The 19785-nt window shown below is 69.5% G+C and carries 19 protein-coding genes; 10 read left to right on the top strand and 9 right to left on the bottom strand.

Features of this window, described 5'->3' with window-relative positions; all coding sequences use genetic code 11:
* The 5 genes from VGN50_RS01495 to VGN50_RS01475 all read left to right on the top strand — a co-directional run.
* Nucleotides 1-1452, top strand: a 1452-nt coding sequence (locus tag VGN50_RS01495) for a LutB/LldF family L-lactate oxidation iron-sulfur protein (protein ID WP_327442866.1), incomplete at its 5' end; no start/stop codon positions are given.
* Nucleotides 1449-2087: a LutC/YkgG family protein gene (locus VGN50_RS01490; RefSeq protein WP_327442865.1), complete on the top strand. Its 639-nt coding sequence runs from the start codon at nucleotides 1449-1451 to the stop codon at nucleotides 2085-2087. The genes VGN50_RS01495 and VGN50_RS01490, both read left to right, overlap by 4 nt.
* Nucleotides 2088-2244: 157 nt before the next feature.
* Complete coding sequence (locus tag VGN50_RS01485; protein ID WP_327442864.1) at nucleotides 2245-3087, top strand: SAM-dependent methyltransferase; 843 nt, start codon at nucleotides 2245-2247, stop codon at nucleotides 3085-3087.
* Nucleotides 3084-4259, top strand: coding sequence for a HAMP domain-containing sensor histidine kinase (locus VGN50_RS01480; RefSeq protein WP_327442863.1), 1176 nt, complete (start codon nucleotides 3084-3086; stop codon nucleotides 4257-4259). Before VGN50_RS01485 ends, VGN50_RS01480 begins: the two co-directional genes overlap by 4 nt.
* A 14-nt stretch (nucleotides 4260-4273) precedes the next feature.
* Entirely contained in the window at nucleotides 4274-4735 is a 462-nt protein-coding gene (locus tag VGN50_RS01475; RefSeq protein ID WP_327442867.1) for a TIGR03668 family PPOX class F420-dependent oxidoreductase, read from the top strand.
* Between the two features lie 76 nt (nucleotides 4736-4811).
* On the opposite strand, the gene VGN50_RS01470 is transcribed toward VGN50_RS01475, so the two are convergent.
* Both VGN50_RS01470 and VGN50_RS01465 read right to left on the bottom strand, forming a co-directional pair.
* Nucleotides 4812-6626, bottom strand: a complete 1815-nt coding sequence (locus VGN50_RS01470; protein WP_327442862.1) for an HNH endonuclease signature motif containing protein — start codon at nucleotides 6624-6626, stop codon at nucleotides 4812-4814.
* Nucleotides 6627-6733: 107 nt separating this feature from the next.
* A complete protein-coding gene (locus tag VGN50_RS01465) occupies nucleotides 6734-7366 on the bottom strand; it encodes a TetR/AcrR family transcriptional regulator (protein WP_327442861.1) in 633 nt (210 codons plus the stop codon).
* A gap of 55 nt (nucleotides 7367-7421) precedes the next feature.
* On the opposite strand from VGN50_RS01465, the gene VGN50_RS01460 reads away from it, so the two are divergent.
* Complete coding sequence (locus tag VGN50_RS01460; RefSeq protein WP_327442860.1) at nucleotides 7422-8369, top strand: diiron oxygenase; 948 nt, start codon at nucleotides 7422-7424, stop codon at nucleotides 8367-8369.
* A 12-nt stretch (nucleotides 8370-8381) separates the two neighbouring features.
* Here VGN50_RS01460 and VGN50_RS01455 read toward each other — a convergent pair whose 3' ends face one another.
* Both VGN50_RS01455 and VGN50_RS01450 read right to left on the bottom strand, forming a co-directional pair.
* Nucleotides 8382-8756 carry a VOC family protein gene (locus VGN50_RS01455; RefSeq protein ID WP_327442859.1) on the bottom strand — a complete coding sequence of 125 codons (375 nt, stop codon included), beginning with the start codon at nucleotides 8754-8756 and terminating at the stop codon, nucleotides 8382-8384.
* Nucleotides 8757-8794: 38 nt separating this feature from the next.
* Nucleotides 8795-9496 (bottom strand): phosphatase PAP2 family protein, encoded by a 702-nt coding sequence (locus VGN50_RS01450; protein WP_327442858.1) that lies wholly within the window; start codon nucleotides 9494-9496, stop codon nucleotides 8795-8797.
* Nucleotides 9497-9671: 175 nt separating this feature from the next.
* On the opposite strand from VGN50_RS01450, the gene VGN50_RS01445 reads away from it, so the two are divergent.
* Nucleotides 9672-11252, top strand: coding sequence for an alpha-amylase family protein (locus VGN50_RS01445; protein ID WP_327442857.1), 1581 nt, complete (start codon nucleotides 9672-9674; stop codon nucleotides 11250-11252).
* Nucleotides 11253-11332: 80 nt separating this feature from the next.
* Here VGN50_RS01445 and VGN50_RS01440 read toward each other — a convergent pair whose 3' ends face one another.
* From VGN50_RS01440 to VGN50_RS01430, 3 genes are all read right to left on the bottom strand, one after another.
* Entirely contained in the window at nucleotides 11333-12439 is a 1107-nt protein-coding gene (locus VGN50_RS01440; protein WP_327442856.1) for an ABC transporter substrate-binding protein, read from the bottom strand.
* A gap of 73 nt (nucleotides 12440-12512) precedes the next feature.
* Nucleotides 12513-13415: an ABC transporter permease gene (locus VGN50_RS01435; RefSeq protein WP_327442855.1), complete on the bottom strand. Its 903-nt coding sequence runs from the start codon at nucleotides 13413-13415 to the stop codon at nucleotides 12513-12515.
* Nucleotides 13412-14221: an ABC transporter ATP-binding protein gene (locus tag VGN50_RS01430; RefSeq protein ID WP_327442854.1), complete on the bottom strand. Its 810-nt coding sequence runs from the start codon at nucleotides 14219-14221 to the stop codon at nucleotides 13412-13414. Before VGN50_RS01430 ends, VGN50_RS01435 begins: the two co-directional genes overlap by 4 nt.
* Nucleotides 14222-14424: 203 nt before the next feature.
* Between VGN50_RS01430 and VGN50_RS01425 the strand changes: the two genes are divergently transcribed.
* Together VGN50_RS01425 and VGN50_RS01420 are read left to right on the top strand one after the other, a co-directional pair.
* Entirely contained in the window at nucleotides 14425-16032 is a 1608-nt protein-coding gene (locus VGN50_RS01425; RefSeq protein ID WP_327442853.1) for a sensor histidine kinase, read from the top strand.
* Entirely contained in the window at nucleotides 16029-16706 is a 678-nt protein-coding gene (locus VGN50_RS01420; protein ID WP_327442852.1) for a response regulator, read from the top strand. The genes VGN50_RS01425 and VGN50_RS01420 overlap by 4 nt, the downstream gene beginning before the upstream one ends.
* A gap of 3 nt (nucleotides 16707-16709) precedes the next feature.
* On the opposite strand, the gene VGN50_RS01415 is transcribed toward VGN50_RS01420, so the two are convergent.
* Nucleotides 16710-17555, bottom strand: coding sequence for a DMT family transporter (locus tag VGN50_RS01415; protein WP_327442851.1), 846 nt, complete (start codon nucleotides 17553-17555; stop codon nucleotides 16710-16712).
* 85 nt (nucleotides 17556-17640) lie between these two features.
* Here VGN50_RS01415 and VGN50_RS01410 point away from each other — a divergent pair, with 85 nt between their 5' ends.
* The gene (locus tag VGN50_RS01410; protein WP_327442850.1) at nucleotides 17641-18693 is read left to right on the top strand and encodes a hypothetical protein; all 1053 of its coding nucleotides are present in this window, start codon (nucleotides 17641-17643) and stop codon (nucleotides 18691-18693) included.
* A 34-nt stretch (nucleotides 18694-18727) separates the two neighbouring features.
* Here VGN50_RS01410 and VGN50_RS01405 read toward each other — a convergent pair whose 3' ends face one another.
* The gene (locus VGN50_RS01405; protein WP_327442849.1) at nucleotides 18728-19756 is read right to left on the bottom strand and encodes a magnesium transporter CorA family protein; all 1029 of its coding nucleotides are present in this window, start codon (nucleotides 19754-19756) and stop codon (nucleotides 18728-18730) included.
* Nucleotides 19757-19785: the final 29 nt, after the last annotated feature.

Here is a 19785-nt window from a genome sequence, read left to right as displayed (position 1 = left end):
CAGCTCTCAGGTGACCGGACCTTTCCAGTCGCCGCGCACGACGCCCTGGCGAACCCCCAACAGCGCCGCAACCTGGCTCACGCGACGTCGACCATCCGGGCCAAGCGCGCGGCGGTGGTCAGCGAGGTCCCGGACTGGGAGGCACTGCGCGAGGCAGGCTCGGCGATCAAGGCGGACACGATGGCTCGACTGCCCGAGCTGCTGGAACAGCTCGAAGCCCGCGTGCAGGACCGGGGTGGCGTCGTGCACTGGGCCCGAGACGCCGCCGAAGCCAACGCGATCGTCACCCAGCTCGTCCGGGCGACCGGGGCCGACCAGGTCGTCAAGGTCAAGTCGATGGTGACCCAGGAGATCGGTCTCAACGAGGCCCTCGAAGCCGCCGGCATCACCGCCCACGAGACCGACCTGGCCGAGCTCATCGTCCAGCTGGGCCACGACAAGCCGTCCCACATCCTGGTGCCCGCGATCCACCGTGGGCGGGCGGAGATCCGCGAGATCTTCGCCCGAGAGATGCCCGGCGTCGACCCTTCGCTGACGGACGAGCCTGTCGCGCTCGCCGCTGCTGCGCGAGCTCACCTGCGCGCGGCGTTCCTGCGGGCTCGGGTGGCCATCTCCGGCGCCAACTTCGGTGTCGCCGAGACCGGCACCCTGACCGTGGTGGAGTCCGAGGGCAACGGCCGAATGTGCCTGACCCTGCCCGACACCCTGATCACCGTCATGGGCATCGAGAAGGTCGTGCCCACCTGGGCCGACCTCGAGGTGTTCCTCCAGCTGCTGCCCCGGTCCTCCACCGGGGAGCGTATGAACCCGTACACCTCCACCTGGGCCGGCGTGCACGCCGTCGACGGCACCGTGGACGGGCCGTCCGAGTTCCATCTGGTGCTGCTCGACAACGGCCGCACCAGGGCCCTGGCCGACGAGCTGGGGCGCACCGCCTTGCACTGCATCCGCTGCTCTGCGTGCCTCAACGTGTGCCCGGTCTACGAACGCACGGGCGGACACGCCTATGGCTCGGTCTATCCGGGCCCGATCGGTGCCGTCCTGACCCCGCTGCTCACCGGCGTGACCGGCGGCAGCGACCCCAACGACTCGCTGCCCTTCGCCTCGTCCCTGTGCGGCGCCTGCTACGACGTGTGCCCGGTCAAGATCAACATCCCGGACCTGCTGGTCCAGCTGCGCGCCGAACACGCCGAGGCCCGAGCCGTCACCCACCGCCTGCCCAGCCCCGAGGCCGTGGCCATGGCCGCCGCAGCCTGGGTCATGTCCGACGCCGGCCGCTTCGCGAAGGCCGGACGCGCCGCGACGGTGGCCCGGCACGGCATACGCCGGGGTAAACCTCTCCTGCCGCTGCCACCCCCGCTCAACGGCTGGACCGCCACGCGCGACGCGCCCACCCCAGCGGCCGAGACCTTCCGCGACTGGTGGGGCCGCACCCGTGGAGACCGGCGGTGAACGCGCGAGAGGAGGTCCTCGCCCGCATCCGTGGAGCGCTCGGCGAAGCACCGACTGCCGCACCAGTGCCTCGCGCATACCGGCGCGTCAGCGACCACGACCCGGGCTCACGCGAGCTCGTGGACCGGCTCGTCGACCGGCTCGCCGACTACCGCGCCACGGTGCTTCGAAGCGGCGCCGACGACCGGTCGATCGGACAGGCGGTCGCGGACGCGCTGGCCCCGCTGGCCACACCCCGGACCGACCGGGCGATCACCGCGCCTGGTGTCCCTGGCGACTGGGTGGCCCGTCTCTCCGGCGTCGTCGTCGACGACGGCACGCTCACCGCGCGCGAGCTCGACCGCATCCCTGCCGTCGTCACCGGCTCGGTCCTCGCCATCGCCGATACGGGCACCATCGCGTTGGACGGCACTCCTCTGTGCGGACGCCGAGCCATCACGCTGGTGCCCGACACCCACGTCTGCGTGGTGCGCGTCAAGGACGTCGTCGACACCGTGCCCGAGGGTCTAGCGCGCCTCGACCCTCGCAGGCCACTGACCCTCATCAGCGGACCGTCCGCGACCAGTGACATCGAGCTCACGCGTGTCGAGGGCGTCCATGGGCCCCGCACCCTCATCGTCATCGTCGCGGGCTGACGCCCTCAAGCACAGGCATCCAACCCAGCACAGGCACCCGCCCAAACATATGCAGGCGCGGGGCGGCGCGGTACGTTGGTCGGAGAGCCACCGCCGGCGGGGGCGTCGACGGGGGATCGATGGGGACAACATCGTGACATTGATGGGAGGGGTCCCGTTGAGCCGACCCCCGTGGGCACCGACCGGCATCGACCTGACCCGTCCCAGCGCCGCGCGGGTCTACGACTACTACCTCGGCGGGTCGCATAACTTCGCGGTCGACCGGGCGATGGCAGACGAGGCGATGCGGCTGTGGCCGGAGCTCCCGCAGATGATGCAGGCCAACCGCAGCTTCCTGCGGCGTGCCGTCCGGTTCCTGACCGGCCAGGGCATCACCCAGTTCATCGACATCGGCTCGGGCATACCCACCGCCGGCAACGTCCATGAGATCGCACAGCGGGAGAACCCCGACGCGCGGGTGGTCTATGTCGACAACGACCCCGTGGCCGTGACGCACAGCCGCGCCATCCTGGCCGACACCGCCGGGGCGGTCATCGTCCAGGCCGACCTGCGCTCCCCCGAGCAGATCTTCGCCGACGACGCGCTCCAAGGTCTACTCGACCTCACCAGACCCGTGGCGCTGCTCCTGGTTGCCGTGCTGCATTTCGTGCCGGACGAGGACGACCCCTATGCCCTGGTGGCCCAGCTCTGCGCCCGGCTCCCGCAGGGAAGCTATCTGGCGATCTCCCATGCCAGCTCGGACGGCCAGCCAGAGCTTGCTGCGTCACATCAGCGGCTGTACCAGCGCACGCCCACACCCATGACGATGAGGACCGGGGAGGAGATCGAGCGGTTCTTCTCCGGAGTGCGGCTGGTCTCCCCCGGCCTGGTGCCCATCCCGGACTGGCGCCCGGACGAGGAACAGGTCCCGATCCCGCCGGTCCCGCCTGCGCCGGACCATCCGGACCACGGTGCGGACGCGCGGATGGTCGGGTATGCCGGAGTCGGCGCCACGACGTGACCTCGGCGCAGCGTCCGCCTGAGGTCAGCCCGGCCCCGGTCAGCCCGGCCCCGGTCAGCTCGGCCCCAGTCAGCTCACTGCCCGCTGACGCTGCCGAGGTCTGGACGCGGGCCCTCGTGGGAACGAGCTACGTGTCCCTGAACGTCGCGGAGATCACCCTGCTCCTGCGTGAGCTCGTGGGGCAGCTCGAGCGGGTGGTCGGGAGCACACCCTTCGACCCCACGGCCGCGCAGTCCGTGGGGGCCAGCCTGGTCGATGCCCACTTCACCCAACCGCGCAGCCTGGCCAGGACGGTCGCCGTCCTGCTGGGGCTCTCAGGCCGACTCGGTCCTTCCGACGCGCAGCTCGTCGCTCGCTGGCAACGAGTGGTCGCCGCGGTAGCCGAGGGATATGCGGGGGCGCTGCGGGACCACGTGCTCAGCGAGCAGCAGGAGATGCTGGACGCTGCCCTCACTGCTCGGGAGCAGGCCGAGGTGGCGCTGTGGGCCAGCGAACGCCGGCTGGAGCAGACCAAGGACGACTTCATCGCCACCGTTTCGCACGAGCTCAGGACGCCGCTGACACCGATCAAGGGCTATCTGCAGATCCTGCTCGCGCGCGGCGACTCGGTCGACGGTGACCAGCGGGCCGACATCTATCGGGTCATGCTCTCGCAGGCCGACTTGGTGCAGCACCTGCTGGACGACCTGCTGGCCGCCGCGTCCGGCATCGGGAAGAGCCAGTTCAGCATCATCCTGGAGGAAGCCGATGTGGCGCGAATACTCAAGGAGGCGATCGCAGCGCGCGACCCGATGACCACGCGTTCATTCGAGTGGATGGGCGATGACGATGTCGGGATGGCTGTCTGCGACCCAGGGCGCCTGCGCCAGGTCGTCGGGAACCTGCTTCGCAACGCTGACCTCTACGCGCTCGAGGGCAGCCCGGTGCACGTGTCTGCGCATGGGGAGGACAGGAGTGTCGAGATCGTAGTCCGTGACCTCGGCCCGGGAATCCCACCGGAGCTGGCCGAGACGGTGTTCGAGCCGTTCCGGCGTCTGGAGCGGGGCCCGACGCCGGGCACCGGGCTGGGCCTGCATATCGCGCGACGCCTCGTCGAGGGGATGGGCGGGCGCATCTGGCTCGGGAACGAGGGGCCGGGCGCGTCCTTCCATCTCACCCTCTCCCGACCGTGACCGGGTCCGTCCCCATGCGTGTGCCTGGGCCCGGTGATGCTGCTGAGGCCGAGGCACGGGGACGCTTCGCCGCTGCGCCCGTCGCTCGCCTTGCCACGGTGACCCCTGCCGGTGGACCTCATGTCGTGCCCGTCGTCTTCGCCCTCCACCGCGACGTGCTCTGGAGCGCCGTCGATGGCAAGCCCAAGACGTCCGCGAACCTGCGACGGGTCGCGAACATCCGCAGCAACCCCCTGGTGAGCCTTCTCGTCGACCACTACGACGCCGACTGGTCGGCGCTGTGGTGGGTCCGTGCCGATGGACGAGCCGAGGTCATGACCGCCGAGACAGCCGAAGGGCAACGCGGCATCACCCAGCTCGTGGCCAAGTACGAGCAGTACCAGTCTGATCCACCGCTGGGGCCCGTCATCGTCGTCCGTGTCGAGAGGTGGACCCATTGGTCCTGGTCGGGACCCTTCCCCCGGCGTAGCCCCTGACCCGGCCTGAGCCATGGCCCGGTCCCCCCGCCTTCACAAGACCGTCAGAACGGCGGGTGTCGCGCAGCGTCGAGGGTCAGAATGGTGGAGGGTCAAGGGACGAGGTGCCAGGCCGCGCCGGCTGTCGGGAGATGTGACGACGCTGCCGTAGTCGCGCTCGGGCCAGCATGTGGTGGCGGCCCAGGCAGAGCACGATCTCCTCCTCGAGAACGGACGGCAGCATGCAGCCGCGCCCCGCCCGTGTGGTTGGTGCGGTTGCTTCGGTTAGTAGGGCGGCTTTGGTACGTGGGGTTTCTTCAGTGGGTGCGGTTACTACGGTGGGCGCGGCTGCATTGGTCGGTGCGCTTGACCCAGTGGCTTCGGTGGGCTGGGTTGCCTCGGCGGACTTCGCTGGGGCAGGCGCCACGGGCACCGCTGCAGAGTCGAGCTGGAGCTGGTCGAGCGGCATGGTGGGACGCACACGTCCACAGGGGTCGGTCCACACCAGGACGGCGCCAGGCTCCATCTCCACCCGCCACCGAGGCCGTTGCTTGACCCGATGATGGCGACGGCACAGGCAGGCGAGGTTGGCGGGGTCGGTTGCCCCCGCAGGCCAGGCCACGACATGGTCGATGTCGCAGAAGCGGGCGCTGACCGTGCACCCAGGGAACCGGCAGTGACCGTCGCGAGCCTTGACGAAGTCGACCAACCAGGGCGGCGGCCGATAGGCAGCGTGTCTGTCGCCGGCTTCGGCCATCGCCGATGCCGGGCGAGCCGATGGACCCGGCGTGGGGCGCTCGATCCGAGTGGTCGGTACCGGCAGCACGGGCACAGCCAGGGGCAGTGATGTCAGTGCTCCGGTGTGGTCGTTGCAGGCCACCACGCGAACGCCACTCACCGCTCTGCCCGGCGCTGCCCCGCCCTGCCCTTGCCCGCCGTGGGCTGCCCCGGCCGCCACCGACGCGAGCCATGACGCGCGGACGTGCGTGACACCCGGCATACCGAAGCCGGTGACGGGCACCAGCGCATCACCAGAAACGGTGCCGACATCCGGATCACCGGCCCGGCCGGCAAAGGCCACTGCAGGGGCCATCGTCGAGGCGGGGACGGTCACCTGGATGCCGACCCGCCCCGTGGCCCTGGCGTGGATGAGGTCCATCAGGGCATCGGCTCGAGCCTGGTCGATCCGGGCACACCGCCCCTGCACCACGTAGCTGCGCGCCAGACCGTCGACCACGGACCACGCCGATCTGGACTGTTCGACGGGCACCAGAGCAGTCCACTCGTCGACGCCGACCTCGAACGCGCTGCGCCGCAGCGAGCGCTCCGACCGGGCGCGCTGCGCCTGCTGCCGGACCAGGTCGGCGTCGACGGCCGCCAGCAACCGCCGGGTGCGTCGACGCAGGGCCCCACCCGGCTCGGTGCCCAGGTGGTCTCCGAGCCGCCGCACCACCTCGACACAGACCTCAGGCGTCGCCTCGGCCAGCTCCTGTGCCACGATCGCCGCACGGTAGCCATCGAGCCGGCCCGCACCCATCGCCTCGAGCACTCGAGGGTGCCGAGTGACCAGGTCCACCGCGGTGGCCACGCGGCCGGTTGCACCCGACGCCGTCAGGCCCAGCACGTCGTGCACCAGCGCCGGAGCATCCAGACGCTGATGGCCGAGCCCGCGGAACTCCTCGACGACCGTGCCGTCCTCGCACAGCCGGTCCTCAGTCGCAGCGACCTGGGCCAATGCCACGGTCTGGATGGCCGCCAGGACGTTGATCGCCTCCTGGCAGGCGCCAGTCAGGGCGACCCAGTCCTCCGAGGTCACCGATGCCGGCCGCGCCCCTGAGACCGACTCCCCCAGCGCAGCGACCCGCGCCAGCCCCGCCTGGAGCTGCCCACCGAGCCGATCGAGTTCGAACATGTGTCCAGACTAGGGCGCGGGACTGACACTCCGAGCGTGCCTGTGGACAACCCCAAGCCTCGACCTCGACGTCAACTCCAATGCCAACCTCAACTCCAACGTCAACGTCAGGGTCGAGGCAGCGCCCCCGCCAACCCCTGCCAGGCCACGTCGCTCAGCAGCTCGACCAGCTCGTCCGCCCCCACAGTCGGGTGGTCGACCCACCGATGCGTGGCGAGCTGCACCATGCCCACCATGGCGTACGCCATCGGCTCCCCCGCACCGGGCCGCAGGCCGGCCGCCCCGAGACGTTCGGCCATCATCGACCCGAGGGCCTGAGCGATGGCCGACTCCATGCTGCCCACGAAGTCGCCCCGCTCCCCCACGCCGCTGTAGGCGAACACGAACCGGTAGAGCTGCGGCTCCTCGCTCACCAGCGCCACGTAGGCCCCGATCGCCGCACGCAGCATGGCCCAGTCATCGAGGTCCGGGTCGAGCTGCGACGCGATGCGGGGCAGGAAGACCTCGGCGGCGATCTGCTCGAGGACCGCGGCGAAGAGATCGTCCTTGTCTCGGAAGTGGCGGTAGATCACCGACTTGCTCACCTTGGCCACGGCGCACACGTCGTCCAACCGGACGGCGGCCCCCTTGGCGCGGACCGCGGTCAGCGCCGCGTCGACGAACTCCTGACGACGGGCCTCCTTGTGCGCGCGCCACCGCTCGCTTCGACCGTCGGAGGTCTTGACAGGGGATGAAGTCATGTGAACCATGGTAACTGTAACTCGTATTTACAGTTACCCGATTCTTGGAGGGACCATGACGTCCACCTCCGCGCTCACCCCGAGCGCGACCAGCACCGCCCACGCTTCCACCACCCCCAAAGCCCGCCCTGACCGCGACACCACAGCTCGCCGCCTGCTGGCCTCCTCGGCCAAGCACTCCTACGACCCTCAGGTCGACATCGACTGGGACGCTCCGTTGGAGCCCGACCTCTACGGGATGAGCCCCGAGTGGTCCTCGCTCTATGGGACGGCCCTGTGGGACGGCATGAGCGAACCCGCCCGCATCCGCATGACCGAGCACGAGTTCTGCTCGATCTCCGGTGTGGGCATCTGGTTCGAGATGATCCTGATGCAGATGATCCTGCGCGACATCTACGACCAGGACCCTGCCACATCCCACGTGCAGTTCGCGCTCACCGAGATCGCCGACGAGTGCCGCCACTCGATCATGTTCGCGAGGACCGCCGAGAAGTACGGCGCACCGTCGTACCGCCCCTCCCCCTCCGCCCACCGCTGGGGGCGCCTGTTCAAGACGCTGGCCCACGGGCCCGACCTGTATGCCGCGATCCTGGTCGCGGAGGAGGTTCTCGACATCTTCCAACGCGAGCTCATCGCCGACGAGCGCGTCCAGCCGCTCACTCGGGCGGTCAGCCGCATCCACGTCGTCGAGGAGGCGCGGCACATGCGCTTCGCCCGCGACGAGATCGCCCGCCGGGCGGCGGGGATGACCAGGCGACACCGGGGCGAGCAGCGTTTCGTGCTCGGCGTGGTCGCCAACATCATCGTGGACAACCTGGTCAACCCCGGCGTGTATGCCGCCGTCGGCCTCGACCCGGACGTCGCCCTGCGAGCAGCTCGCCAGAACGAGCACTACCGGGCCAAGCTGCGCTCCAGCGCCGAGAACCTCACGACGTTCCTGCAGGAGTCCGGCCTGATCGGCGGGTCCTCGGTCCGCCTGTGGCGCAAGGCGCGACTGCTGTAAGGACGGACCGGCTCACTGCCTGTGCGGGAGCTCCTGCAGCGCCCACGAGTTGCCGTCCGGGTCGCTGAAGTAGGCGTACTTGACGCCCCCGCCGAGGTCGCTGACCCCCGAGACGTCGACCCCCTTCGCCGCGAGCTCAGCACGCGCCTGCTCGACGTCGTCCACAACGAGGTGGAGGTTCTGCACGCGGGGAGCCTCGGGGTCGCTCATGCCGACACCGATGACCACCGAACACGCCGACCCGGGAGGCGTCAGCTGCACGACCCGCAGGCCGTTGCCCGGCTCGACGTCGTGGTCGAGGGTGAACCCGACCCGGTCGACGTAGAACTCCTTGCTGAGCTCGACGTCACGCGTCGGAAGCGGGACGAGCTCGAGACGCATCTGCATGGGGGATCTCCGTGTCCTTGGGGTTGTAGGCGTCCAGGCTATTGCGCTGCGCGCGTCTCGGTACGCCTCCAGACGTGGAACACCGACGCCATGGCGACCAGCCAGGCCAGGCCCAGTACGTACGCCGCGAGCACGTCAGACACGTAGTGGACCGCCAAGGCGATGCGGGAGAAGCCGATGGCGAGCACCATCAGCACCGCAACCAGGAGGACGACCCGGCGCCACACCCCTCGGACGTAAGGCAGGACCACGAAGAGCAGGACGCCATAACCGGCGACGGCCGCCTGGGCATGTCCGCTGGGGAAGCTCATGCCCGGCTCGTGGAGCAGCGGGTGGTTGACGACGGGGCGGGCCCGGTTCACCGCCGTCTTGACGAAACCGTTGAGCAGAGACGACCCCGCGTTCGTCACGAGCACGAACAGGGCGAGCCGGATCTGCCTGCGTACGAGGACCACCAGAGCCAGAGCGATGGTCACGCCCATCCACGCCGGCCCCGAACCGCTGTTGCTGATCACCCGCATGATCGTGACGAAGGTCGGGTGCGCCAGTGCATAGGAGTGCAGCCCGTCGCGCGCACCGTTGTCGAGCTCCAGGAGGGGTCCCCACCGGGACTCGACGAACAGCAGGAGCAGCAGGAAGGGCACCGCCGCCACGGCGAGCACGACCGCAACCAGCGCCACCCGGACCCCGGTCTGGCGGGGTGAGGCCCAGGACGCGTCGAGGCGTGAGCGCAGGGTCACGGCGTCGGACCCACTCCCGAACCGGGCGTTCGAGGACAGATCGAATAGGCAGGCACCCGCCAACCTAACCACCCCAGCAGCGCGAGCGCCTCAGTGGGCAGCAACGCGTGAACTGCGTCACTATGACGAGGCCGGGCCGCTCTTCACGGCCCTGAACCGAGCCGAAGAGGAACCCATGAAGACGAACTCCGCCGCCCGCCTACTGTCCCGAGGGACCCGGCATACCGCCATCGTCGCGACCGCCGCCGTGGCCGCCGGCCTCACCATGTGGGTCGCGACCTCGACGGTCCAGGCCCAGGAGACCCAAGGGAGCCACGGGGCCTCCCAGCGCACCGACACCCCAGACGTCACCGCCAACCTCTTCGAGTGGAACTGGCCCTCCGTGGCCAGGGAGTGCACCGACGTGCTCGGCCCGGGCGGGTACAGCGGCGTCCAGGTGGCGCCGCCGCAGGACTCCCTCAAGCGCACCGCCCTGGGCGACGGAAGCACCACGATCCTGCACCCGTGGTGGGAGGTCTACCAGCCGGTCGACTACGGGTTGACGAGCCGGATGGGCTCCGAGGCCCAGTTCGCCTCCATGGTGGCCACGTGTCGCAAGGCCGGCGTCAAGGTCTATGTCGATGCCGTGATCAACCACATGACCGGCCAGGGCAGCACGTCCTACGGCGGCCGGGCCTACACGCACTTCGACTACCCGGGCGTGTACTCCGCCACCGACTTCCACCACAAGGGGACCGGTGCCGACGACTGCCCGTCCGCGTCCGGTGGCATCGAGGACTTCAACAACGTGCACCAGGTCTTCAAGTGCGAGCTGCTCGGGCTGGCCGACCTCGACACCTCGAGCCCGACCGTGCAGCGCCAGCTGACCGGCTACCTCAACAAGCTGATCGGGTATGGCGTGTCCGGCTTCCGCGTCGACGCCGCCAAGCACGTCGGCCAGAGCGACCTTGACGCGATCTACGCGCAGCTGCACCGGACCAAGGACGGTCTCAAGCCCTACTGGGCGCTGGAGGTGTTCGGCGGTGGCCCCGGGATCCTGTCGCCCCAGGGCTTCACGACGAGCGGGAACGTCCTCGGCCTCGACGACGTCAAGCAGATCCGTGACGCCTTCAAGAGCTACCCCGCGGCACACGTGGGGAGCCTGGCGGCCCTCGAGGTCTTCGGTGCCGGGTCCGGCCTGACACCGAGCGCCAGGACCCTGTCCTTCGTCGCCAACCACGACACGGAGCGCAACGGAGATGCGTTGAGCTACAAGGACGGCGCGCGCTACATCCTCGCGAACGAGTGGCTCCTGGCCCAGGGCTACGGCCACCCACAGGTCCTCTCCGGGTTCACGTGGACCACGGCCGACGACTCGCCGCCCTCCGACGCCAACGGCATGGTGACGGATACCAGCTGCACCAACGGGCAGTGGACGTGCACCGACCGGAACGCCGGCATCCTCGGCATGGTGGGCTGGCACAACGCGGTCGGCGGCGCACCCCAGGCGAACTTCTGGACCGACGGCGACAACGTGATCGCGTTCAGCCGGGGCAACCGCGGGTGGGCCGCGTTCAACAACAACGCCACCCCGCAGACCATCACGGTGCAGACCGGGCTGCCGCGCGGCAGCTACTGCGACGTCGTGCACAGCCCGGCCGCGGGCGGGCAGTGCTCCAACGGCCTGGCCCCGGTGCAGGTCGGGCCTGATGGGTCGGCCACGGTCACCGTCGGCGCCTATGACGCAGTGGCAGTGGACCGGCAGAACAAGCTGTAGACAGAGCAGGCCAAACTCCATGACAGACGAGTGGGCCCAGCCGAGGTTCGGCTGGGCCCACTCGCGTCGGGCGCGTCTGGTCAGCTGAGCGGGGTGGCCGCCTGGACGAACTCGTTGGTGTAGGTCTTCGACAGGTCGATCGACTTGCCCTTGACCTTCGGGTTGAACTCGGACAGGACCGCGAGGCAGGTGGGCGGACCGTCAGCCGGCATCAGGCCGGTGGCGTTGAAGATTCCGCGCTCGCTGTCGAGAGCCTTGACGTAGGCGGCCTTGCCGACGCCCGAGTAGTAGTCGGCCGGCATCTGGTCGGCGATCTGTGCGCCGGTGTGACCCTGGATCCACTTGAGCGTGGCGACGTAGGCGTTGACGAGCTTCTGGACAGTGTCCTTGTGGGCGTTGACCCAGTCGGTCTCCATGTACAGGGACGTCGCCGGGTAGGTGCCTCCCAGCGCCGCCTTGGAGCCCTCAGCGGTGCGCATGTCGAGCAGGATGAAGGCGGTGCCGTCCGAGAGAGCCTTGGACACGGTCGGTTCGGTGGTCATGCCACAGTCGATCGCCTTCTGCTTCATCGCAGCGATGAAGGTCTGGCCGGCACCGACGCCACGACGGGTCTCCTGGGTGGGGTCGACGCCGTTCTTCTTGCTGAGGTACTGCGTGAGGAAGTCGGTCGAGGATCCGGTGTCGGTGATGCCGAGCGAGCGACCCTTGAAGTCGGCCGGGCTCTTGACCTTGCCCTTGAGGTCGCTGCGGCACAGCTCGACCTCGCCGGGGATCTGCAGCATCGAGACGACGGCCTCGGAGGACTTGCCCTGCGCCTGGAGCGCGATGTTGTGGTCGTAGAAGCCACCCACACCCTGGACCTGGCCGGCGAGCATGTTCTGCGTGGCGTCGCCACCAGCGGGCTCGTCGATGAGGTTGACGTTGACGCCGGCCTTGTCGTAGTAGCCCAGGCGCTTGGCGAGCATGAAGGGCAGGTAGATCTGCTTGCTCATACCGCCGACCATGATGGTGACCTCCGGCCCGCTGGCGGCCGAGCTGCTGCTTGAGCTGCTGGAGCCGCTGCCAGAGCTGCTCGCGCCGCCGGCGTTGGCCGCCCCGGACGAGCCGGACGCGTTGTTGGCACAGGCGGCCATCGTGGTGGCGGCCAGGAGCGCCGCGCCGACGGCACTGATGCGCTTGGTGTTCATGAACTCTCCTTTGAGTAATGCGGGGAACGCTGTCGTGGAATGCGTGATGCTGGATGGGGCAGACGGAGCAGGGTCACTCGATGGCCGCACCTCCGTGCATCTGCGGCGGCCTCCACCTCAGGAGGCGACGCTCCAGGAGCGTGATCAACCCTTCAGCGGTCAGGGCGATCACAGCGACCAGGACCATGCCGGCGAGGACGCCGTTCATGTCGAAGTTGTTCTGGGACGAGCGGATCAGCAGGCCGAGGCCCTTGTTGGCGCCGAGGATCTCCCCGACGAGCGCACCGATGAGGGCGAACCCGAAGCTGATGTGCAGGCTGGCCAGGATCCAGGTGAAGGCCGAGGGCAGGACGACGTCCTTGGTCACCTGCCAGCGCGAGGCACCGAGGAGCCGGGCGTTCGCGATGAGGTTGCGGTCGACCTCACGGGCTCCCTGGAAGGCGTTGAAGAACACCCCGAAGAACACCAGGACCACGGCGAGCATGACCTTGGACTGGATCCCGAAGCCGAACGCCACGGTGAAGATCGAGCCCAGGATGATGCGCGGGATGGAGTTGGCCGCCTTGAGGAAGGGCGCGAACAGCTCGGAGAGCAGCCTGACCCGGCCGAGGGCGATACCGCAGACGACACCCAGGACCGAGCCGATCGCGAAGCCGAGCACCGCCTCCTCGAGCGTCGTCAGGATCTGCTCGAGCAGCGAGCCCTGCGCCGTCCCGATGGTCACCCAGTCGTGCAGGGTGGTCCAGACGCCGGTCGGCTCCCCCCAGAAGAAGGGGTCCACGATCTTGGCGTTGACGCACAGCTGCCAGGTGACGAGCAGCGCCGCCAGGATGGCCAGGCGGACGCCCGCGAGCGTCAGCCGACGCCTCATCGCCCGCTGACGCGGTGTCCTGGTGGAGTCGGGGACCTCCGTGGGCGGGAACTGAGCCGCCAAGGCGTCCATGCTCCCCGAGGTGGATGCGTGGGTGTCCATCATGACGCCACCTCCGCCATCCGGGTGGTGCGGGCGTAGGCCTCGGCCACCTCGGCGCGAAGGGCCTCCCAGATCTGCTCGTACAACCGGGTGAAGCGCGGGTCAAAGCGGATCTCCTGGACGACGCGAGGACGCGGCAGGTCGATCTCGAACTCGGCCTTGACCGTCCCCGGTCCCGCGGTCAGGACCACGACCTTGTCGGCCAGGGCGATGGCCTCCTCGAGGTCGTGCGTGACGAACACGACCGCCGGCTTGGTCTGGTCCCACAGCTGGAGCAGCTCGGTCGACATGATCGACCGCGTCTGAACGTCCAGAGCGCTGAACGGCTCGTCCATCAACAGGATTCGCGGCTGGTTGATCAGCGACTGTGCGAGTGCGACGCGCTTGCGCATGCCGCCGGACAGCTGGTGCGGGTAGCGGTCCTCGAAGCCGCTGAGGCCGACCCGGCGCAGCCAGTCGCGCGCCAGGGCGATGGCCTCGGAACGGCTGGCACCGCGGTAGACCGGCCCGGCGGAGACGTTGTCGAGGACCGAGCGCCAGGGGAAGACGGCGTCCTGCTGGAACACGAAACCCGTTCCCGTGTCGATCCCGCGTACCGGCTCTCCATGCACGAGCGCCTCTCCGCGAGAGGGGCGCTCCAGCCCGGAGACCAGGGTCAAGGTGGTGGACTTGCCACAGCCGGTGGGACCGACGACAGCACAGAACTGCCCGTCCTCGACCGTCAGCGAGAGGTCCTTGAGTGCCGTATAGGTGCCTCCGTCCGCCGTGGCGAACTTCTTGGTGACGTTGCGTAGCTCGATGGCCGCCATTGGCCTGAACCCTCTCTCCTCGTTGAGTTGCGTCACAGTAGGAGCGGCACAGGAGGCGGCGGAAGCGTTGTGATCGTTGGCCCCGATAGCCGCAATAGCGATGGTTTTGTGCAATCTGTTCAGCCATGCTGGAGGCGACGCCAATGGTGGCGTCTCCCTGCGTGTGGACGTGAGCGTCGCGCGGGTGTCAGACAAGGAGAGGTATGCCGCGACTGGGCAGGACGCTGGCGGCGCGCATCCTCGTCGGCGTGCTGGGGATCGTGGTGGTGACCCTGGCGGTCGGGTTCGCCCTGTTCACCCGGCTGACGAGCCAGAACGCCGACGCCCACGCGATCGACGAGGTCTCGAGCATCGCCATGACGCTCGGGCGGGACCCTGCCGTCGCCAGAGCCGTCCAGGACGGCGACCCCGGACGGATCCTGCCCCGCCTCGGCGAGCAGGTGCGCGAGGACACCAAGGCGTCCTACGTCGTCATCATCGACCGGTCCGGCATCCGCCACTCGCACCCGAACCCCGCACTCATCGGACAGCACATCGAGGAGCCCGTGGTGGCCCTCGACGGCCGAGTCCACACCGGTATCGACCAGGGCAGCCTCGGTCGCTCGGCGAACGCGCGCGCACCCATCCTCGACACCGCCGGCCGCCCCGTCGGCGAGGTGTCCGTCGGCGTCCGCGAGGCGGTGCTGAGCGTGCGCCTGAACGCGGAGCTCACCGACATCGCGCTCTACACCGGCATCGCCCTGGCGCTCGGTGTGGCCGCCTCGCTGCTCCTGGCCCGGGCCATCAAGCGGGTGACGTTCGGCGTCGAGCCGGCCGAGATCGTCGCGCTGATGCAGGAGCGTGAGGCGATGCTCCACGGCATCCGCGAGGGCGTGCTGGCGGTCGACGCGAAGGGCGCCATCAACGTGATCAACGACGAGGCCCGACGCCTCCTCGACCTGCCGAGCGCACGGCTCGGAGAGCGCGTGGAGGACGTCCTCGCTCCGGGGCGCCTGCAACGCATCGTCACCGGCGAGATCTCCGGCTCCGACCTGATCGCGGTCACCGACGAGCACCTGCTGGTCCTCAACCGGATGCCCGTCTCCGTCGCCGGCCGCAACACCGGATGGGTCGTGACGATCCGCGACCGGACCGAGCTCGAAGCCCTGCTGCGGCAGCTCGACTCCATGGAGGGCCTGTCGACCGCCCTGCGCGCGCAGGAGCACGAGTTCTCCAACCGGCTGCATGTGCTGTCGGTGCTGCTGGAGCTCGGCGAGGTCGACGAGGCCACGCGCTACAGCAGCCAGCTGCGGACCGAGACGGCCATGGCGAGCGAGGAGATTCGCGCCCGGGTCGGCTCCCCCGTCGTGGCCGCACTCCTGGTGGCGAAGGCCACCGTCGCAGCCGAGCGTGACGTCGTCCTCAGCCTCGACCCTGCGAGCCGCATCGACGTCCAGCAGGTGACCGACCTGCCCCTCGTCAGCGTCCTGGGCAACCTCATCGACAACGCGGTGGATGCCGTGGCGGACGACCCGAGGACGGCCGGGCACACGCCACGAGGCACCGTGGACGTGACCTTGACGTGCGTCGACGACACCCTGCACCTCGCCGTCGAGGACAGCGGGCCAGGCATACCGCCAGACCGGCTCGAGCACGTGTTCGTCGACGGCTACTCCACCAAGGAGCCGCGCGGCGCGATGCGCCGCGGCGTCGGGCTGGCCCTGGTCCACCGCCTCGTCACCCGCGCCGGAGGAACCATCGTGGCCAGCTCCCCTGCCGGCGCGCGGTTCGAGGTCACCTTGCCCACACGCGTCCGGGAGGCAGCGTCATGATCCGGGTCCTCGTCGTCGACGACGACTACCACGTCGCGCACGCCCATGCGCTCAGCGTCAGCCGCATCCCCGGCTTCGAGGTGGTCGGCGAAGCCCACAGTGGAGCCGAGGCTCAGGAGCTCGTCGTCTCTGCCCGGCCTCAGCTGCTGCTGCTCGACATGTACCTGCCCGACTTCAGCGGCCTCGAGCTGGTCCGCAAGCTCTCGGCCGCCGGGGAGCGCGTTCCGGACTTCCTGCTCGTCACGGCAGCCCGGGATATCGACTCCGTCCGCACGGCCATGCAGCTGGGCGCCTTCTACTACCTCGTCAAGCCGTTCAGCTTCGCGGCACTGCGCGAGCAGCTCGAGGCCTATCGCACGTGGGCCGAACGGGTCGACCGCGCCCCGCACGCCGACCAGCAGATGATCGACACACTGTTCAGCCTGCGCGCGACGCCCTCACGACGTGCCGCCGCCACAAGCACCCTGCAGCCGACGATGGCCAGGGTGCTCGAGATCGTCACGTCGGCGGCCTCCCCGATCGGCGCGGCCGAGGTCGCCGACATCCTCGGTGCGAGCCGGCCCACGGCCCAGCGCTACCTCGCCACCCTGGTCAAGAAGCAGCTCCTCGACCTCGACCTGACCTACGGGGCCACCGGACGGCCCGAGCACCGCTACCTGCCGCGACGCCCGTGAGGGCTAGAGGGCGCGCGCGAGCCGGACCGTGCCGCCGACCACCACGACCAGACAGAGCAGGTATGCCGCCGCGGCCAGCGGTGTGAACGGCACGTGCTCGTGCAGGAGGGCCGCCCCGAGGACCACGGCGACGACGGGCGCGGCCGACTCGTTGGCGGGGAAGCTGGCGCCCAGCGCCCCGACCTGGAACGACACCTGGGTCAAGGTCAGGGCCAAAGCGCCCATGACGAGCAGTCCGGCCAGCGGCACCCATCCGCCGGCGGTCTCGAGCGCCCGCCAGGACCCGTGCTGCCAGGCCGTCGCGACGCCGTCGAGCAGCACGCCCACCAGGCCGAACCATGCTCCCGCGACCGCGCCGTAGGCGGCCGCACGGACGGTGGCTCCGGCACCTCGAACGGCAGCGATGACCACGCCGCCACCGATACCCGCCACCACGACGGCCACCGCCGCCGTGGTCGGAGCCAGGGGACGCGCACTCCCGGGGTCGCCGATGACCACGAAGAACGTGGCCAGGGCCGCGAGGATCGCCCCGCAGGCCGCGTAGTCGCGCGAGCCGGGGCGCGGGCCACCGAGCAGCCAGCCCACGGGCAGCGAGACGGGGACCGCCAGCACGAGGAGCGGCTGGACCAGCACCACGGGACCGGTGGCCAGAGCCAGAACCTGCAGGACCAGGCCGAGCCCGTCACCGCCCACGGAGGCGAGCCACCGGGGGTCTCGCAGCAGGCTCACCAGCCCACGGGCGTCGGCGTGCCCGGCGCTGCGATGGGCCGCACGGTGCTGCACCGCCGTAGACACGCCATAGGCCGCCGCCGACAGGACGGCAGCCGGGACCGCCACCGCCAACGACATGGCCGCGAGGCTACCCGACCGTAACGCCGGCGCAGGTCACCTCGTTGCCCCCGGTGAGCGACCCGTCGTCCCCGGAGGAGAACCCATGAGAGCCCGCACCTGCCTCGCCCTTGCCGCCACGGCCGTCGCCGTAGCCGCCGCCGCGTCGAGCGCCACGACTGCCACCGCTGACACGACCGGGTCGATGTCGGGCGCCAAGGCGATCCTGTGGCCGACCACCGGAGCTCCGGCCGCGGCGCCCACCCCCTCACCGACCTCTCTGGCGAGCAACCTGATCTTCCACGGCGGAGCGGTCGAGCACACACCCAAGGTGTTCGTGACGTACTGGGGCACCGAGTGGAAGAACGGCTTCCACACCGGCCCCAACAACGCCTACAGCAACCGCACCGCGATGACCTACGTCAACGACTTCTTCACCAACGTCGGCGGTAGCCCCTGGAACGGCACCCAGACGCAGTACTGCGACAACATCGCGCCGGGCAGCACCTCCTGCGACGGGAACCCGTTGGCGCAGTACATCACCAACCCGTCCAAGGTCCTCGGTGGCACCTGGGTGGACGGCACCGCGGCGCCGGCAACGATCGTCACCAGTGGTCTGGCCGAGAACCTGACGCAGGACCCGATCGCGACCGAAGCGGTCCGGGCCGCGCAGCACTTCGGCTACGTGCCTGACGCGACCTACTTCGTCTTCACGCCTCCGGGCCACGCGGCCACGGCATACGGGTCGGTGTACTGCGCCTACCACTCCGAGGTGACCAACGTCGGTGGCCATGGCATCAGGTATGCGTTCATGCCGTTCACCCCTGAGCAGGGCGCGGGCTGTGGCGGCAACAGCGTCAACACCAAGAACGACGCCTTCGGGCACGGCTACCTCGACAGCTACTCGCTGGCCGGTGGCCACGAGTACGCCGAAGCGGTGACCGACCCCGACGCGTGGCCGACCCAGGACGGCTGGAACGACGCGCAGACCTCCGAGAACGGCGACAAGTGCGCTTACTTCCACCCCGCGAACATCACCCTGGGCAAGTACTACTTCGCCGTGCAGCCGATGTGGAGCAATGAGGCCAACGCGGGTGCGGGCGGGTGTGCGATGTCGCGCGGGACGGGCGCTGCCCCGGTGCCGTCGTCGGTGCCGTGAGGGGGGCGGCGGGGGCGGTCATCCGCTCCCGCCGTCAAAGCCAGTTCTTGCGACGGAAGAACACGTAGAGAACGATCGCCATGACGAGCATGACGGTCGTGGACGCGAAGAAGCCCGCCTCGGTGCCGAAGCCGGGGTAGGGCACGTTCTGCCCCATGAACCCGGTCACGGCGGTGGGCACGGCGATGATCGCGACCCAGGCCGAGATCTTGCGCATGTCGTCGTTCTGCTGGATCGAGGTCTTGGCGAGCTCGTCCGAGGCGATCGTGAGGTGCGTGCTGACCCGGGTCTGGAAGAACTCGATCACGCCGTGGAGGGACTCGCGCTGGCCGTCGGCCATGCTCGACACCATCTCGAAGCGGTCCGCGAGGTCGGCGACGAGCGGTCCGTGGTCGGCCGGGAGGAACCGGGCCAGGCTCGCCATCCGGTCATAGGTCGCACTGCTGTGCACCGCGATCGTGCGGATCGCGAGCAGCTCGTACCAGACCTGGAACAGGTCGGTGAGGAAGCCCTCGGAGTCCTTCATGACCTCACCGGACATGACTCGCTGCTCGAGGTGCCCGGACTCCTCGGCCAGGCTCGCGATCATGTCGATCTCGCGACGCGTCATCGCGGCGATGATCGCCGACGACAGCTCGAAGGCCGTCTTCGGGCGGAACTTCGCGCTGACGATCCGCTCCATCACGGCGTTGGTGTCGAGGAAGGCGACTGACGGGTCGGCCTTGGGGTTCAGCGGTCCGTGGATGGTCACGAGGTAGTTCACGCCCATGAACTGGTCGAGCTCGATGTAGTGCACGTGACCGTGCTCGCCGGGCTGTGGCGCGTGCAGGACCGTGAAGACGTGGTCGTCGTAGGCCTGGATCTTGGAGACGTGGTTGCGGTTCACGCAGTCGTGCAAGGCGACCTCGCTGAAGCCGAACACGCGCCCGAGGACCTCGGCCTCGTAGAGGCGGCACTGGGGGATGTCCACCCAGACCACGCCCTCGTCGGCCACGAGCAGGTCGGGCAGCTCCTCCTCGTGGCGACGGGTCAACCCGGACTCGTCGATCAGGTACACGTCCATGACAGCCTCTTTACTGGGTCGCAGGGCCA

The organism is Pedococcus sp. (genome assembly GCF_036000045.1).
GTDB lineage: Bacteria > Actinomycetota > Actinomycetes > Actinomycetales > Dermatophilaceae > Pedococcus.
Note: the sequence above shows the minus strand (reverse complement) of the source record. Positions and strands in the feature narration are given on the sequence as shown.